Genomic DNA, 16,169 nt, shown 5'->3' on the forward strand with positions numbered 1-16,169 from the left:
GCTGGCACTACAGAGGTGCTGGCACTGCAGAGGCCCAGCCGCGATCGTGGTCCTCTTTCGACCGGAGGGGTCGGAGCCCAAGTGTCAAGCACGCAGAGCGTGCCCCAATGCGAAGCCCATTCGAAGGAGAACCACACAGTGGCCAGTATTGAGCAGGTCGGAGCTCGCGAGATCCTTGATTCCCGTGGTAACCCCACGGTTGAGGTCGAGGTTCTGCTCGAAGACGGAAGTTTCGCCAGGGCTGCGGTGCCGTCCGGCGCTTCGACCGGTGAGCACGAAGCCGTCGAACTGCGCGACGGTGGCGCACGCTACGGCGGAAAGGGCGTCGAGAAGGCCGTGGAGGCTGTGCTCGGCGAGATCGCTCCTGCCATCATCGGCATCGACGCAACCGAGCAGCGCACGGTCGACCAGGCGCTGCTCGACGCGGACGGCACCCCGGACAAGTCGCGTCTCGGCGCAAACGCTCTGCTCGGTGCCTCGCTTGCCGTGGCTCGCGCCGCCGCCGAGTCCTCGGGCCTCGAGCTGTTCCGCTACGTCGGTGGCCCCAACGCTCACGTTCTCCCTGTCCCGATGATGAACATCCTCAACGGTGGCGCACACGCAGACACCGGCGTCGACGTCCAGGAGTTCATGGTTGCTCCCATCGGCGCACCGAGCTTCAAGGAATCGCTGCGCTGGGGCGCCGAGGTCTACCACTCCCTGAAGTCGGTTCTCAAGGAGAAGGGCCTCTCCACCGGTCTCGGCGACGAAGGCGGATTCGCGCCCGACGTCGCAGGCACCAAGGAAGCACTCGACCTCATCACGATCGCCGTGAACAAGACCGGCCTCAAGCTGGGTACCGACGTCGCGCTCGCTCTCGACGTCGCTGCCACCGAGTTCTACACCGACGGCACCGGCTACAAGTTCGAGGGCAAGAACCGCACCGCGGCCGAGATGGCGGCGTTCTACGCCGAGCTCATCGACGCCTACCCGCTCGTTTCCATCGAGGATCCGCTCGACGAAGACGACTGGGACGGCTGGGTCGCACTCACCGATCAGATCGGCAACAAGATCCAGCTCGTCGGCGACGACCTCTTCGTCACCAACCCCGAGCGCCTCGAAGAAGGCATCGTCAAGGGTGCGGCCAACGCACTCCTGGTGAAGGTCAACCAGATCGGCACCCTGACCGAGACCCTCGACGCCGTCGATCTCGCTCACCGCAACGGCTACAAGACGATGATGAGCCACCGTTCCGGCGAGACCGAGGACACCACCATCGCCGACCTCGCGGTTGCCGTCGGCAGCGGCCAGATCAAGACCGGTGCTCCGGCACGCAGCGAGCGCGTTGCCAAGTACAACCAGCTGCTGCGCATCGAGGAAAACCTCGGCGACGCAGCACGTTACGCCGGCGAGGTTGCGTTCCCGCGCTTCGCTTTCGAGGCCTGACGGAAATCTAAGATTCAGTAGTGTCTGCACAGCGCGGTAAGCCACGATCCCCCGGCGGAAGTCCGGGGGGTCGTGGTTCCCGTCGTGGGGACACACCGTCGCGTGCGCGTCGGGACAGTGCCCGACGCCCACGCGTGTCGGAACCTTCGGTAGATCCGGAAGCAGTCGATTCCGCTGTGACAGGCCCCGCGCAACCGGGGGTCTCCGCCGAGAAAGCGTCGGCGCGAGGGTCGAAGTCGGCCCGGGGGAAGAGCGGAACCAACAAGTTCTGGTCTCGGCTTCCGAAGTCGGACAACACCATTTTCGGCTTGTCCACCAGTCGGGCAGTTGTGCTCGCGATGGTTGTGCTCATGCTGGCGCTGACACTGGCAGTGCCGCTCCGTACTTACATCAGCCAGCGTTCGGATGCCGCGCAGGTGGCGGCGGAACGTCAGGTACTCGAGGAAGAACTGCGAAAGCTGCAAGGGCAGAACGCGCGCTTCGACGACCCTGCGTACATCGAAGCTCTTGCACGAGAACGCCTTCGGTACGTCAAACCGGGCGAGACCCCGTTCCAGGTTCAGCTTCCCGGTGACTACAAGGAACCCGAGAAGAAGCAGGAAAAGGAAACACCGCTCACAGGTCCGTGGTATCGCGATCTGTGGCAAACGATTTCGGAACCGCCAGTGGTTCCCGAGACGACGACACCGGCCCCGATGCCGTTGGCGCCGATAGAGCCAGAAGAACAAGGAGTACCCACCGGGTGAGCAACACGTCCGAAAATTCCCCACAGGTTTCACAAGCGGATCTCGACGCCGTTGCCGCTCAATTGGGCCGTGAGCCACGCGGAGTGATCGAGATCGCGTACCGCAGCCCGGACGGTCAGCCGGGCGTGGTCAAGACCGCCCCCAAACTTCCGGACGGAACACCCTTCCCGACGTTGTACTACCTCACGGACCCGCGACTGACTGCCGAAGCGAGCCGTCAGGAATCCGCCGGCGTCATGCGTGAAATGACCGAACGCCTGACCCAGGATCCGGAACTTGCCGCGGCCTACCGACGGGCATACGAGTCGTACCTTGCCGAGCGGGACGCGATCGAATCTCTGGGAACCGACTTTGCCGGCGGTGGAATGCCGGATCGTGTCAAGTGCCTGCACGTGCTGATGGCACATTCGCTTGCCAAGGGACCCGGCGTCAATCCGCTCGGTGACGAGTCCGTCGCGTTGGCCGGTCACGGAAAGCTGCGCGGCACTGCAATTCCCGCGGACTGGCCTGGCATCGACGATGCCGACAACACCGACCGGTGACTCGCCGTGTCGCCGCAGTCGATTGCGGTACCAACTCCATTCGACTGCTGATCGCCGACGTCGGCGCCGACGGTCGTCTGGTGGATGTCCGGCGCGAGATGCGCGTCGTGCGACTCGGTCAAGGTGTTGATGCGACAGGGACATTCGCGCCCGAGGCCATCGAACGCACCCGGGTCGCGCTGGTCGAGTACGCGTCGATGATCGCCGATGCCGGAGCAACCGCCGTTCGCATGGTCGCCACCTCGGCTACTCGCGACGCTGCGAATCGGGAAGAATTCTTCACGATGACGCGGGACGTGCTCGGCGCGGTGATTCCCGGATCCGGAGCAGAGGTCATCACCGGCGACGAAGAGGCGCGCCTCTCGTTCAGCGGTGCTGTGGGAGAACTTGATCCGTCCGAGGGCCCGTTCGTGGTGGTCGATCTCGGCGGCGGATCCACCGAAGTTGTCCTCGGCGACGCGTCCGGCGTCCAGGCTGCGTACTCCACCGACATCGGCTGTGTGCGCGTCACTGAGCGGTGCCTACCGTCGGATCCGCCTACGGCAGAGCAGGTTTCCGAGGCGACAACTTTTGCGACTGCAAAACTTGCCGAGGCGTTCGAGGCCGTACCCGTCGAGAAGGCGCACACGTGGGTGGGTGTCGCTGGAACCATGACGACGCTGGCCGCGATCGCGCAGGAACTTCCGGAGTACGACGCCGAGAAGGTGCACCTGTCGAGGATTTCGTTCAATCAACTGTTCGACGTGTGCGAGCGTCTCATTGCTATGCCTCGGGTTGATCGTGCTGCCTTCGGCCCGATGCATCCGGGGCGGGTGGACGTCATCGGCGGCGGAGCGATCATCACCACGGTGCTGGCTCAGACCTTCGAGGCCAAAGCCGGGATCACCGAACTGGTCGTCAGCGAACACGACATCCTCGACGGTATCGCGATGTCGATAGCTCAGACCGACCCGATAGTCTGATCCCTGACGCACCCGACCAGTCGGGTGCGTCAAGGCCCCCATAGCCCAATTGGCAGAGGCAACGGACTTAAAATCCGTCAAGTGTCGGTTCGAGTCCGACTGGGGGCACAGAAATTGCCTATTCGAACACGCAGGTAGAGGTGCATTTCGGACGGTTCATTCGAACGCTTACGCCGTGTCTGCCCACAATTTGCCCACAACTGAATCCAACTTCGCCGCGACTGCGTTGAGATCGTCGTCGAAAAGGTCGGCGTAGACGTCGAGGGTCATTGCCGCACTCTTATGCCCCAGCATCTTCTGCACGGCCTTCACATTCACATCCAGTCAAGGGAACCGGCCCTCCGTCTACGCGTGCCCGGCACGCAACCGCGAAATCTGCGCTGCGGGTGTGTCCGTGTCGGCAGGACTCTTGGAAGCTGACGTCACAGAACGAGTCGTCGCGCGCCTGTCGTTGCCGAAGGTTCGAACTGCGATCACCGCAGCGGTGAACGCGTTGGGAACCCGCGAGGAAGAAGAGCAGAGGATCGCCGAGTTGAAGGGCCGATTCGAACGGCTTGGGCGCGAATATGCGGACGGGTCGATCGAGGTCGAAACGATGCGTGCAGGCACTGCCCGAGTGCGTGCGAACATCGCATCGATCGAATCGCGGATGGCGGAGAGGGAAGTACTTGCTGATCTTCCCGAGATCACCAGAGGATCTGTTCTTCGGTGGTGGGAGCAGTCGGGTCCGCGGCAGCGCCGCGATGTTGTGTCGATCTTTCTGGATCATGTGACGGTTCGACCGTCGGAAGGATGGCGGCGAGGCCCAGTCGACGACCGCCTGGACTACGCCTGGAAAAAACATTGAATGCCGACGATTTCACGTTGATGCAAATCGTCGAGTTCGGGTGGACCCAACCAGACGGACCGATTGAGTGGGCGCAGGGGACTCGGCGGCCGGACACATCAGCGAACCGAAACCGGATCCTTAAACGCGACGCGGAATACCCGACTGGCGATGATGGGTGGAAGATCGTTCCGCAAAGTCTGATCGACGGTCGCCGACGGTACATGATGCGGATCCGGTGGGAAGACATCCGTTTCTACTCGGAAGAGCACCGCTGACCCTGCCTGGAACGCGAGAACGCAGAAGCGTCTCAAACCCGCCGGCCGGCTAGGCCGCGTCGGACTCGACCCACGTCGCGTCGATTACGTCTGGAAAACGCAATGAGCAGTGCGTCGATTCTCGCTTGTCAAGTGGTCGGAGAAGATTCGAGATCACGTCTGCGAAGCCCCTGCCTCCTGCGCTGATGAGGACAGCACGAACAATGGGCGAGCTCCGCTGTGTCGCGACTTCAGGATCAGAAAGGTCGTTGATCACTGAATAGCCAAACTCGCCGAACCCTGCACAGGCCAGAGTCGCGCAGGATCGCGTCCAATTTGTGTCTAGGGGAAATCGGCATGGAGAATCTCGGCTAGCGTGGCCGACGTGGGCGCTTCTTTGAGGGGCCCTGTTTGTTCGGTGTGCTTTCGCGCTCGGCCCGTGCACTGGCTTCGGCTGCTTCCATGAAGTCACTGACGGTAAGCGTCACCTTTGGAAGATCGAGCATCTGGACCATCTGGTCAAAGATGGGTCGCTGATAGCCGAATGCCTCAGGGACCGTTATCGACATAAATGCCGAGATAAGATCAGGGTTCCATTCAGGCGCCTCGTCCCACGAAAAGTGAAGAACGCTATCGATCTGAAGACTGCAATCTGATCGACTTATTGAGGTATTAAGCCTTACTCCCAGGCCGTTGCTATTCGTAGCGTATGAAGCCGTTGTTTTAAGTCCAACTTCGAGGGAATTGATATCTATTTCGAATCCCTCCCCCGCAGGAGGAAGCGCGCGCGAGAAAGTCTCGAAGACCATTGGATGAACGGACGCGATGGAATGGTACAGACGGTGTGCCTCGTTGCGAACCGTCATCTGCTTAGTGTCGACATCTTTAGACAACGATCGGCGCCCCACTGTGCTGACCGCTGAACTCGAACGCATCGGTCCAACCGCTGGCGTACCCACGGCCCCAGTGATGTAAGTCGGTATTTCTTGACACCGTGGTATGGAATGAGATCGTCTGTTCGTGGCCACTGCTGACACTCGGCTCGTCGACTGAGCAGGCAGGCTCAAATTCTTCAATCACGAACCGGACGCAACGCCCGATCCCCCACGCGTAATGGCGGATCTGCGACAGCGTGAGGTCAGCATCATCACGCTCGATACGTGAGATTGTGCTCGGAGCCACGCCAAGTTTGACAGCCAGGCTTCTCTGGGACAGCCCTGCGTTAGCGCGGTCAGTCTTGAGCTGGTCTTTGAAGTCGAGTTCGTTCTCAGCGAGTCGCTTGGCCAAGCGTTGCGAACGAGTGCTCGGCTTCCTGCTCTGCCTACCCATCAGCTCGCCCTCTCGTCGCTCGACATTTGATCTTGTCCGCACAGTGTTGCATGTTGCGCAACAGTTACCCTTCGGGGGGTGCGGGCGGTCATCGCTCGATCACCCTGCATTGACATCCGTTCTCGCTGCAGTATCGCTCGATGACACCAATCGCGTGTCTGATTTCTGAAGTTTGATGAGTTGTAGTTTTTTGTCGATTCCATTTAGTGCACTTCCAAGAAAGCTTTGCGGCAAACAGGCCCATCTCGCCTTCGGGAGCCTCTGAAAAGTAGAGTCGATAGGTCCGTACACCTTCGGGCCCGCGTCGCTTGAAGCCTTCCGATTTCAACGCACCCACCCATGGCAAGCGACGCCGTCCCAGATCGCGGCCTTCTGGAGCAGTCAGGTCCTGAGCACTTATACCGGCTTGTTCTGTCCGCTCGATCAGAGTGTCCAGGAACTGGATGGCAACCTCGTCTTCGTTCGGGTCGTCGAGCCTTTCCATCTCGGCTTCCACCTCAGGCCACCATTCCCACTTGCAACCGCCGTAAAGCGCGATTGATTCCCTGTCGTGCACCCGCGGTCCTTTCGCGTTGTCCGGTCGAAACGTCTGAGCAAAATCGAAAGCTGTGCAGTCATGGCAAACTTGTTTCTGAACTTCGGCATGACACCTCTCAACGAGGGCTCGCTCAGACCCCTGGATGTCTCAAGGGGTCATGGCAGTGAGAGGTTTGTGTCGCCGACCTCAGGTCGGCGTACTAGTCACACTTTGCGAGGCTATGGCGGGGTTATACCTTCGTGCCTTGGCATCGCTAAGCCGTCGAGGCAAGGCGCTTCTATTTTTCATCTCGACATTTCGCCTGTCGGCCGGGCCTCGGGGGTGTTTGCCGCATCCGCCGGGGCTGATCTTCGTGGTCCGGGAATCATCGCATGCCGCAACCTTGCAGCATCATCCGAACCGGACTTACCGGTCCCAAACACATAGAAGACCCCACCATGTGGTGGGGCCTTCGTGAAGTGACTGCTACCCGACGCGCTGGATGATGCCGATCTGGAACCGTGGGACTGCCGTGTATTTGTCTGACGTCGATGTGTACTCATACTCGCCGTCAACGACAGCGTGCAGAACTATTTCGTCGCCTTCGATGAACGAGTCGAGTTCTGTGCTCATGCCGATGAATTGCGCGGTCTGATTGTTGCCTATACCAATCGTCGACGTTCCGACTTTCGCTAGAAATCGATCAGGTCCGGTCACGGTGTCGAACTGGAAGATTGTCCCGCGGAGGATGATGCGGCGGTCTTTGTTGGCCCACGGGTTTTTGACTACTAACGCGAAGTCCCTGTCGCTGATCTCTTCGTACGTCGAGGGGTCGGCGAAGGTGGCGTCTTTGCGTAATGTCAGTTGCGCGTTTTTGGTGTCATCGATTGTGATGGTTTCCGGCTGCTGTCCGGCGATGTTGGCAACGACGGTCGTTCCTACGATTAGTACAACTACGCCCACGGCTATGGCGATGAGAAGCCAGATCACTTTTGTCAACGAAGTCATCGGAGGCTTCGGGTTTACCGTCGCTAGGTTCGCCGAGCGTGGCTGTGTCTGACTGGTCCACTGCTGCCCGTCCCAGAACCGCACGATTGTCGGGTTCTGTGGGTCTGGATACCAGCCGGGCTGTGAGTTCATCGTCGCGTCCTTGCTCGGCCCCGCGGTGGGGAAGTGTCAGCAATACATACCAGACAGTCCGGACACTAGTGGACGTGCACGTGGAAATGCTCCGGTCGCCCTGCTGCGATTCAATCGGTGTATGGCCAAAACTGAACCGATTGTTATTTCGCCGGCTGTCGTCGATGGTCTCCGCATGATCTTCGCGCGCCTAGCGAACGACACATCGGCGTTGAGCAGACCGGCGGACATCACTGAGCCGGTAGATCGTGACGCCATGTCTCCGCGCCTACTCACCGCCGTTCAAGCTGGCGAGTTCCTTGGTGTGGACCAGTGACCGCTCTGCCCACATTTTGCCCACAACCCATCGGCAGAGTGCGTCCGCAGTGCGTCCGCAGTGCGTCCGCAGCAGTTTCGTGACTCTCCAATCAGCCCAAGACTGCAAACGCTGAAATCTTTTGCCCCGCAGCGATAATCCCATCGCACCAATTTGGCCAATTGAAACAAACATCAAGAAGGGCAAACTTGAAATCCGTCAAGTGTCGGTTCGAGTCCGACTGGGGGCACCACGTAGATCCTCCTGCACATTGAATCGAAAAACCCCGCTCGTCCTCTTCGGACGGGCGGGGTTTTCCGTGGAGCAGCGACTGACCACCAAGTGGCTACTGAGCCCAGACGGTCGTCCCGGCAGGAGCATTCAGCGTGTTGACGAGATCGATGCCGGCTACGACAGCCGCGCCGCCGCCGCCGAGGATCGTTCCGGCGACACCACCGATTCCGGCGCCTGTTGCGAGGCCACCCAGGCACAGTGCCGCGGCGACGGGGAGTCCGACGATGGTCAAGCCCAGCGGAGCGCCGACAGCGCAACCGATTCCGGCGCCGACGATGGTGCCGAGCAGGCTGCCGACCTGAGTGCCGAGTCCGAGTTGGCTCTGGAAGTGCGCAATCGCCCGATCATTCTCCTCAGGCGAGGCGACGGGCGTCCATTCCTTTGCCACAGGCGCACTCTCGGGTCGAGGTGTTGCCTTCGCCGAATCGGTGATCGGTGTCAGCGTGAGGGTCTTACCGTCTTCACTGATCGTGCGATCGAAGGGGAACTGTAGATCCCCGAGGTTGTATGCGAGAGGCAGGGAAACAAGGTCGGCTCCCTTGCTGTCCTGCAAGACGACGGACTTGCCGTCGCCCGACACCTTGAACAGCCCGGCGTCGATGGTGGTGACGATCGACTTGTCGACGACCTTCGCTTCGTAATTCACGTCGGTCGACGGATCAGCTGATGCGATCCCTGTTGATGCTCCGACTGCAGCGACCGCTAGAGCAGTCACAGCCGTCTTCTTGAAGAAACCCATAGTTCAACCCCGTGCTCGCCTGCGTGTGCTCGCAGAAACTCGACAACTTCGGACATTGGTAAACCCCCGACAAAGCCTTCGTATTAAAGCAGACCGAAGTGACGGAAGGGATAGTTGCGCTCGGGCCGACCGGAAGCGGCCGGTGTAATCGAATGTGCAGCGTGCAGTACCAAGTTGTCGAACATGTGTGCGAAAATGTGGAGATGCGGTTGACCGAGCAATCCCCGGACTGCTGCCCCAACGGACACCGGCTCACGGCGAACACATGCCTTGTCGGTTGGGAGGTCTGCGGGTGTGCCTCGACGGAGAATGGCGGACACAGGACCCATTACTGCAGGCGATGTGGTGAAACTGTCCGGACGCCGGAGTGCGTAGGCGTGAATCCGCAGAAAAGTCGGTGGAGTTGAAGTGCTGTTACGTTGTGTTTCAAAGAGATTCGCGAGAGCCTCACCCGGCGGATCGGTGCCGGGTGAGGCTTGTGGATCAGGTAGGCGGGGCGACGGGTGCGTCGCTGCTTCCTCCCGAGCTCCCGCTCGACGAGCCGGTGCCGAAAAGTAGGCCGAAGAAGCCGGAGATTGCGCCGAAGAAATCGAACATGGGCGAGCCTTTCGAGAGGACGAATGCGGTCACGACAAGTGGCCGACTTGTGGTGGTGTTCAGAGAAGTTCCGTCGACATTGACGGCAATGGCGTCGGACGAAGGCCGACTGCCGGATGAAATGTACGATTCGTCCCGGTTTGATACAAGTCTTTCCCGAGTAACAGTTACTTGAGGCTTAAATTATCGGGGGTGCCTGCCTGATCTGGGGTGCCCTGCCTGCTTGGGTGGGGCAACCAGGCAGGGCAGTGGTTGGCCGTCCCTCTCAATACCGACCTACGGCGAACCATCGGCGTTGAAACTACCCACAGTTCGTGACGTGCGCCACTTACGTACCGGTACCTTCGTTAGCCGAGGTCGGACGTTGTGACGGAGGCGGTCGTCGACGTCCCCGCGGGGACGTGGTTCATCGAGAAATCGCGGTCCCGATCAGGGTTGACGACGCTTGCCAACAGGAGCATGGCGGCGACAAAGAGAACTCCTGCGGCGAGGTAGGCGATTCTCACGGGCAGGCGCGGGCGTCGATCTGAATTCGTGGACATTCACGTTCTCCATCGGTGCATGTTGGACGAACGCTTAGTTTAACGATCAACTAATGAAAGGGCGCGAACAGTGACGCAAGATACGAAAAGGCCCTCGATCTCGGGGGAAATCGAGGGCCTTTCCGGTCGAACGTCGGCGTCGCCAAGCACATAGCGTCACCGACCCACTATCGGTGTCGAGCGTGACCCCTCATGTCCGACCCCACTTCTCGACACTATCCAGTAACTTGCGACATTGTGGATGATTCGGACATTGTCATTCGGATGGGGGAGGCCCCGTCCGCAGCCCCTACTTTCGTCCGGCAGCCCATTTCATACCCCAGTTGTACGCACGGTCGAGATCGGACTGACTGCCGTTGATGTACTGCACTTCGCGCGTCACCGTCACGCCTTGACCTGAACTTTGGATGAGCGCGATCGCGCACAGTCGCTCCTGGTTGCTCGCGGAGTCGAGTCGCACTTCCACCTCCGGCCCGTTGGTGGGATACAAGGTGACGACGCCGTCCACGGCCGCCCAGTTGGGAGCGCCGTCGTAGATCATCGCGAAGATCAGGATTCGCCGGAAAGCGCTTGGGTCACCAAGATTGACGTGCATGTTCTCGCCGCCGGTGTTCGCACCACTGCGGTCGTCGCCGTCGAGGGAGATGTAGGGCGGAGAAGTCAGTGAACCGAAACTGTTACCCAAGGCCTGAACTACTCCCTTGGACCCGTCGGCAAGTTCGTAGAGGCATCCGAGGTCCAGGTCGACCGCACCAGAGCCTGCGCCGGCGAGCTTGGCGAGAAAACCGGTCTTCTTCGGTGGTGCCCCCTGTGACCAGTTGAGGTTCACGCGCATATTGCCTTGTCGTTCACCCGCCTTCGCGAGGTTGACCGTCGGCGCCGATTTTGTGAGCGTGATCTTGCTCAGGCTGACCGGTGCTTGCGACGGAGTGGACTCGCCGGAACGTCGGGTGTAGTCGATTGCCATCGTGATAGTCCTTGTCTGAACTCGAATGAGTCCGATCGTGTTACCCGTCGAGGAATCTCCACCGACGTGATCGGCGATCTCCGGCCATTGTCCCTCATGTCTGATTTCAACCCATGGGCATCAAACTTGCGGCGCCAACTTGCGGCAGACCAGCAGTTTGCTGATTACTGTGTCTGTGGGCAGACGCGACTCCGAAATAGGGTGGACGCACTGGTTGACACGGCAACGTCCAATTACGGAAGAATTGCTGAGTCGGACGTCCGATTCAATTTCGTCGTGGGAGCGGGAGGTAAGTGATGCCAGTCCTGTCGCTTCTGCAACCCCGCCAGAGAGAAAGACTGACGCCCGCCCAACGTGATGACGTAACTCGTGAGCAGATAGCCGTTACCTTCGGCGTGCTGCCCTGGGCCGCTGCCGTCCACCTCGTCGTCACACTCGGGCTGACGTTGTATGTAATTCCCCCGGACGGCGGACCGCTGCCGCGTGTGTGGCCATTGCTGTCCGGCGTGATCGGGTTGGTGGGGATGTGCGTGGGTCTCGCCATTCATTTCAACCTGATCACACCCACGTACCGGATGTCCTACGCGTTTCTCATCGTCGAATTTGCTGTAGTCGGGATCCTGTATTCCTCGCTCGCCCTGGTCCTGTACCCGATCCTGGACGATTCCGGCGATCTGATCCTGATAGCGGTCACCACATCGATCACCGGTGCCGGAGCCGTGGCCACCGCGATGTTGCGAGTGGTGGGGGTCACCTGGGTCCTGTCCAATCTGATAATCCTCGGGGTGGCATTCTGGCTTCAGCCGGGACCCGAGTTCGAACGAATTCTCATTGGAATGATCGCCTATGGCGCGGCTCTGATCGGCGGCACGATAGTGGTCTCGGGCAACCTGGAATCTCGCTATCGAGCTGAATTGAGCGCCGCGTCGGAACGATCGGTCGTGCAGATGCTTCTCGAAGACTTCGAAGGCAACGCCGGGGACTTCGTGTGGGAGACGGACCAGAAAGGCAAGTTCAACCGAATCCCGACGCGGCTCGCGGTCGAAGCGGGGCTGGACTCCACCGAGTTGCAGGGAACGGCGTGGCAGGACCTGTTCATGGAGTTGGGCACCCTACGGATCCCCGGCGGGATCGATGCGCTGATGGAGTTGCAGCAGGCCCGCCACACGAAGACCGCATTCGTCGACGTGCTCGTTCCGGTCCGAGTTCACGGTGAAATTCGGTGGTGGCAGATCTCCGGACGCCCGCGCCCCGGCCGTACACCCGACGAGTTCGTCTGGCGAGGAGTCGGTTCCGACGTCACGGAAGTAAAACTGCAGAGTGACGAGATCGTGCGGATGGGTCGTGTGGACGCACTCACCGGTATGCCGAACCGGCACAGCTTCTGGACCGAGCTCGAGCGACTGCTGCGCGAGCCGTACACAAGCGAAAGTGGTCTCGCGTTGGCCATGCTCGACCTCGACAACTTCAAGTCGGTCAACGACACACTGGGACACACCGTTGGCGACGCGGTTCTGCGAGAGGTCGCGGATCGCCTGTCCGAAGCCGGCGGGGTGTCACAGTTGTTCGCACGTCTGGGGGGAGACGAGTTCGCGGTTCTTTTCACCGATGTGGGTGACAGCTCACAAGTTCGTACTCTGCTCGGCCGCTACATCGAAACTCTGCACGAGCCGATCACAGTGGCCGGTACGCGGTTGGAGATCGGATGCAGCATCGGGTACTACCTCCCCGACGAGCTGCCGTCCTCCGCCGACGAGATGATGGGCGCTGCGGACCTGGCCTTGTTCGCGGCAAAGGAATCCGGGCGCGGGGCCGTACGTGAATATCGAGACTCGATGAAGTCCGTGGCCGATCGGCGGGCCCGCCTGCTCGAAGATCTGGGAAACACTGTCGCGGAGAAGGACCTCGAACTCGAGCTGTTGCCCAGGATCGACGTGGTTTCCCGCGAGATCGTGGCCGTGGAAGTCCGCGTGATCTGGCACAACGCCCGCCTCGGTGCCGTTACGTCCGCCGAATTCATGAGCGTCGCAGACGACACCGGTTTGGCGTACTCACTGGGGACTACCGTCTTCGAGTTGGCCTGCGAGGCGGCGTCCCGCCTTCCTGATCACCTGCGGGTAGCCGTCGCGGTATCGACGCGTCAGCTCGAATCGGATTCCTTTGTCGTCGCGATAGGGGACTCGCTTCGACGATCAGGTGTCAGTGCACATCAGCTCGAGCTCCAACTCAACGAATCATCGGCGATCACCGACGAGTCCAAGTTTGCGTTGCACGCCATCGCGGACATGGGAATCGCGCTGACCGTGGACGAGTTCGGCGCCGGATTCTCCTCGCTCGCATCACTGTCCGGCCTTCCGTTCACCCGAGTCCGGATAGAACGCTCCATTTCGGGTGCAGTGCCTGGTGGACGGTCGATCCTCGAAGCTGTCGTGGATCTGGTCGACGCATTGGGAATGGAGGTCGTCGTCTCGGGAGTCGACGGTGAGGAAGACTTGAAGTCCGTGGCCGCTGCAAGGGTGAGGACTGTTCAGGGATACATCGCCGGCGGAGCCATGTCGGTCGACGCGGTCGCAGCGGCGGTAGCAGGCCGACGTGGATGACCCGGCAGTACTCCGTAGGCGTCGCGTCGGGACGTCGGTGCGCAAACTCGGTCGCAGCGGCACGGAACAACACCTCTCGGATTACGATCGCCGTCGCCTACTCGATCGACGACTGCGGTTCACCGCGCGCGTACTGCCGTGGTCGTTTCTGACCGCGGCGGTTGCCTTGTCAGCGATCGTGGTGCTTCTGCCGGTGGATGCCGGATGGTTCACCTTCGCCTGGTCGAGCGTCATGCTGTTGTCGAGCGCTGGATTCAGTGTGTATTGGCTCCGGCGCTCGCGTCTCGGCGTCTCCGAGTCCCAGACCACCGAACTGGTGGTACTCACAGTCGAAATCATTGTCTGGGGAGTGCTCCTGGCGTGCTTGGCTCTCGTTCTCTTCCCGATGCTCGATCCTCGTGACGAGTTGGTACTGAGCTCGACCTTGATCGGTGGGATCGCGGTCGGCGTGTTTCCCACCATGATGTTTCGCGGAATCACTGTGGTCTGGATCAGCCTGGTGGGAGTCGGGTTGGCCGGGGCGTTCTGGACGGAACCGGGCACATCGCGTTTCGTGCTGATCGGGGTGCTGGTCGTCTTTGTAGGTTCGCTCTACAGCGGAACTTTGCTGTTGGCCAAACTTTTCGAGAGACGGCTACGCGCCGAACTCATAGCCGAGGACGAACGAGATCTCGTCGAGTTGTTGCTCAACGATCTCGAAGACGGAGCACAGGATTGGCTCTGGGAGACCGATTCGCGCGGTATCGCCAGTACCGTGTCGTATCGCTTCGCCGAGCAGGTCGGTTTGCCGGCAGCACAGATTCGGGGCCGCACAATGCACGAGATCCTGATCGGGATCGGCGCGTCCCGAACAGATGTGGGCAGGAAGTCCCTTGATCTCCTCGCCGCGAATTTTCAAGCCGGGACGGCGTTTCGGGACCTCACCATGCAGGTCGTCGTTCGGGGCGATACTCGCTGGTGGTCGATGTCAGGTCACCCGGGCAGTGGCGATGGGGCGACCTACGGGTGGCGCGGTGTCGGATCCGATATCACGCACTCGTATCACCAGCGCCAGAACATCTTGCGATTGGCAGAGATCGATTCGTTGACCGGGCTCAGAAATCGGTACAGCTTCAACGCTCAACTGTCTTCGCGGATTCGGGACGGACACAGGGTGTGGCTGGCAATTCTGGATCTGGACAACTTCAAGTCGATCAACGACCGGTTGGGACACCACATCGGAGACGACGTGCTTCGCGATGTTGCCGGCAGACTGCACAGCGTTCTGCGATCGAACGAGATCTGTGGCCGACTGGGGGGTGACGAGTTCGCCATCGCCTTCGACGACCTAGCCTTCGACGACATCGGGAGTGCAGATGAGGTGGAGAAGAGATTCCAAACGATTCTCGACTCATTCGAACGACCATTTTCACTGGTCGGCAACCAGATTCGCATTCGTGCCAGTCTGGGGTACGGCTCGATGCCCGACGACGCCGACAGCCTCGAAGACCTGGTGATTGTCGCGGACCTCGCGCTTTACCACGCAAAGGAGAGCGGTCGGAACCAGATTCGCGCCTTCGATGCGACTTTGCGGGATCGTGCGACGGGTAGGGCCAGGGCATTGTTGGATCTTCGTCGTGCGTTGATCGACGAAGAGTTCGAGTTGGTCTATCAGCCACAGGTCTCGGCCGCGACGGGAGTTGTCGTCGGGTTCGAGGCTCTGCTGCGGTGGAACCATCCGACTTCAGGTCTCGTCTCGCCGGGAGACTTCATTTCGGTCGCCGAGGAAACCGGCTTGATCGTGCCGATCGGTGCAGGTGTTCTGAGGGCTGCCTGCACGGCGGCGACAACGTGGCCGGAGGACATTCGGGTTGCCGTCAACGTTTCTCAGGTGCAACTGCGTTCGAGTCGATACGTCGACTCGGTACGCCGGACACTGATCGAGGTGAACCTCCACCCCAGCCGACTCGAGATCGAGGTGACCGAATCGTTGGTCATCGACGACGCCGACCGAGATGTGTTGGTACAGCTCTCGGCGCTCGGCATCGCCATTGCGATGGACGACTTCGGCACAGGGTTCTCCTCGGTTGCCAGCTTGGCCCGGCTGCCGCTCGATCGGTTGAAGATCGATCGGGCGTTCGTCGCACCGCTGGACGCGGATCCCTCGAATTCGAGGTTCGCTGTCTTGCGAGCCGTCATCGCGATTGCCAAGTCTCTGGGGCTGGACACCGTCGCCGAGGGCGTGGAGACGGAGAGGCAGCGCGCGATAGTGACCGAGTGCGGATGTGACGTGATCCAGGGGTACCTCGAGGGAATGCCGATACGGGCAGCCGAGATTCCGCACTATTTGAATGGGCGACTCGGCGGTTCGAGCAGGTGGGGTGTCGCGGCTACCACTGAGTGAGAACTTTG

Annotated in this window: 14 protein-coding genes, 1 tRNA gene and 1 pseudogene; 8 read left to right on the forward strand and 8 right to left on the reverse strand. The window is 60.6% G+C overall.

What is annotated here, in order from left to right; translation table 11 throughout:
• Window positions 1-138: 138 nt before the first annotated feature.
• The 5 genes from eno to P3G66_RS25215 all read left to right on the forward strand — a co-directional run bounded on the left by eno (window position 139) and on the right by P3G66_RS25215 (window position 3,783).
• Window positions 139-1,425: a phosphopyruvate hydratase gene (gene eno / locus P3G66_RS25195; RefSeq protein ID WP_003946309.1), complete on the forward strand. Its 1,287-nt coding sequence runs from the start codon at window positions 139-141 to the stop codon at window positions 1,423-1,425.
• Window positions 1,426-1,445: 20 nt separating this feature from the next.
• Window positions 1,446-2,171 (forward strand): septum formation initiator family protein, encoded by a 726-nt coding sequence (locus P3G66_RS25200; RefSeq protein ID WP_075833969.1) that lies wholly within the window; start codon window positions 1,446-1,448, stop codon window positions 2,169-2,171.
• Window positions 2,168-2,713 carry a DUF501 domain-containing protein gene (locus P3G66_RS25205; RefSeq protein WP_003946286.1) on the forward strand — a complete coding sequence of 182 codons (546 nt, stop codon included), beginning with the start codon at window positions 2,168-2,170 and terminating at the stop codon, window positions 2,711-2,713. Before P3G66_RS25200 ends, P3G66_RS25205 begins: the two co-directional genes overlap by 4 nt.
• The gene (locus P3G66_RS25210) at window positions 2,710-3,675 is read left to right on the forward strand and encodes a Ppx/GppA phosphatase family protein (protein WP_276117275.1); all 966 of its coding nucleotides are present in this window, start codon (window positions 2,710-2,712) and stop codon (window positions 3,673-3,675) included. The genes P3G66_RS25205 and P3G66_RS25210 overlap by 4 nt, the downstream gene beginning before the upstream one ends.
• Before the next feature lie 34 nt (window positions 3,676-3,709).
• A tRNA-Leu gene (locus P3G66_RS25215) sits at window positions 3,710-3,783 on the forward strand.
• Between the two features lie 60 nt (window positions 3,784-3,843).
• Here P3G66_RS25215 and P3G66_RS25220 read toward each other — a convergent pair.
• Window positions 3,844-3,990: pseudogene (locus tag P3G66_RS25220) on the reverse strand (site-specific integrase); the annotation flags it as partial.
• Between the two features lie 79 nt (window positions 3,991-4,069).
• Between P3G66_RS25220 and P3G66_RS25225 the strand changes: the two are divergent.
• Entirely contained in the window at window positions 4,070-4,522 is a 453-nt protein-coding gene (locus tag P3G66_RS25225; protein WP_211917271.1) for a hypothetical protein, read from the forward strand.
• A 607-nt stretch (window positions 4,523-5,129) separates the two neighbouring features.
• Here the strand turns inward: P3G66_RS25225 and P3G66_RS25230 are convergent.
• From P3G66_RS25230 to P3G66_RS25260, 7 genes are all read right to left on the reverse strand, one after another.
• Window positions 5,130-5,624 carry a hypothetical protein gene (locus P3G66_RS25230; RefSeq protein WP_211917269.1) on the reverse strand — a complete coding sequence of 165 codons (495 nt, stop codon included), beginning with the start codon at window positions 5,622-5,624 and terminating at the stop codon, window positions 5,130-5,132.
• Between the two features lie 19 nt (window positions 5,625-5,643).
• Complete coding sequence (locus tag P3G66_RS25235; protein WP_211917267.1) at window positions 5,644-6,087, reverse strand: helix-turn-helix transcriptional regulator; 444 nt, start codon at window positions 6,085-6,087, stop codon at window positions 5,644-5,646.
• Window positions 6,088-6,175: 88 nt separating this feature from the next.
• Window positions 6,176-6,643: a hypothetical protein gene (locus P3G66_RS25240; protein ID WP_211917265.1), complete on the reverse strand. Its 468-nt coding sequence runs from the start codon at window positions 6,641-6,643 to the stop codon at window positions 6,176-6,178.
• Window positions 6,644-7,090: 447 nt separating this feature from the next.
• The gene (locus tag P3G66_RS25245; RefSeq protein WP_276117276.1) at window positions 7,091-7,744 is read right to left on the reverse strand and encodes a DUF2510 domain-containing protein; all 654 of its coding nucleotides are present in this window, start codon (window positions 7,742-7,744) and stop codon (window positions 7,091-7,093) included.
• A 641-nt stretch (window positions 7,745-8,385) separates the two neighbouring features.
• Window positions 8,386-9,072, reverse strand: a complete 687-nt coding sequence (locus P3G66_RS25250) for an ammonium transporter (RefSeq protein ID WP_276117277.1) — start codon at window positions 9,070-9,072, stop codon at window positions 8,386-8,388.
• Between the two features lie 944 nt (window positions 9,073-10,016).
• Entirely contained in the window at window positions 10,017-10,211 is a 195-nt protein-coding gene (locus tag P3G66_RS25255; RefSeq protein WP_054826308.1) for a hypothetical protein, read from the reverse strand.
• Between the two features lie 289 nt (window positions 10,212-10,500).
• Window positions 10,501-11,178, reverse strand: coding sequence for a tellurium resistance protein TerA (locus P3G66_RS25260; protein WP_007728823.1), 678 nt, complete (start codon window positions 11,176-11,178; stop codon window positions 10,501-10,503).
• 296 nt (window positions 11,179-11,474) lie between these two features.
• On the opposite strand from P3G66_RS25260, the gene P3G66_RS25265 reads away from it, so the two are divergent.
• Window positions 11,475-13,778, forward strand: a complete 2,304-nt coding sequence (locus tag P3G66_RS25265; RefSeq protein WP_225320105.1) for an EAL domain-containing protein — start codon at window positions 11,475-11,477, stop codon at window positions 13,776-13,778.
• Complete coding sequence (locus P3G66_RS25270; RefSeq protein WP_165639610.1) at window positions 13,771-16,161, forward strand: EAL domain-containing protein; 2,391 nt, start codon at window positions 13,771-13,773, stop codon at window positions 16,159-16,161. Before P3G66_RS25265 ends, P3G66_RS25270 begins: the two co-directional genes overlap by 8 nt.
• Window positions 16,162-16,169: the final 8 nt, after the last annotated feature.

Origin of the sequence: Rhodococcus sp. C3V, from assembly GCF_029269915.1 — a bacterium.
GTDB lineage: Bacteria > Actinomycetota > Actinomycetes > Mycobacteriales > Mycobacteriaceae > Rhodococcus_F > Rhodococcus_F qingshengii.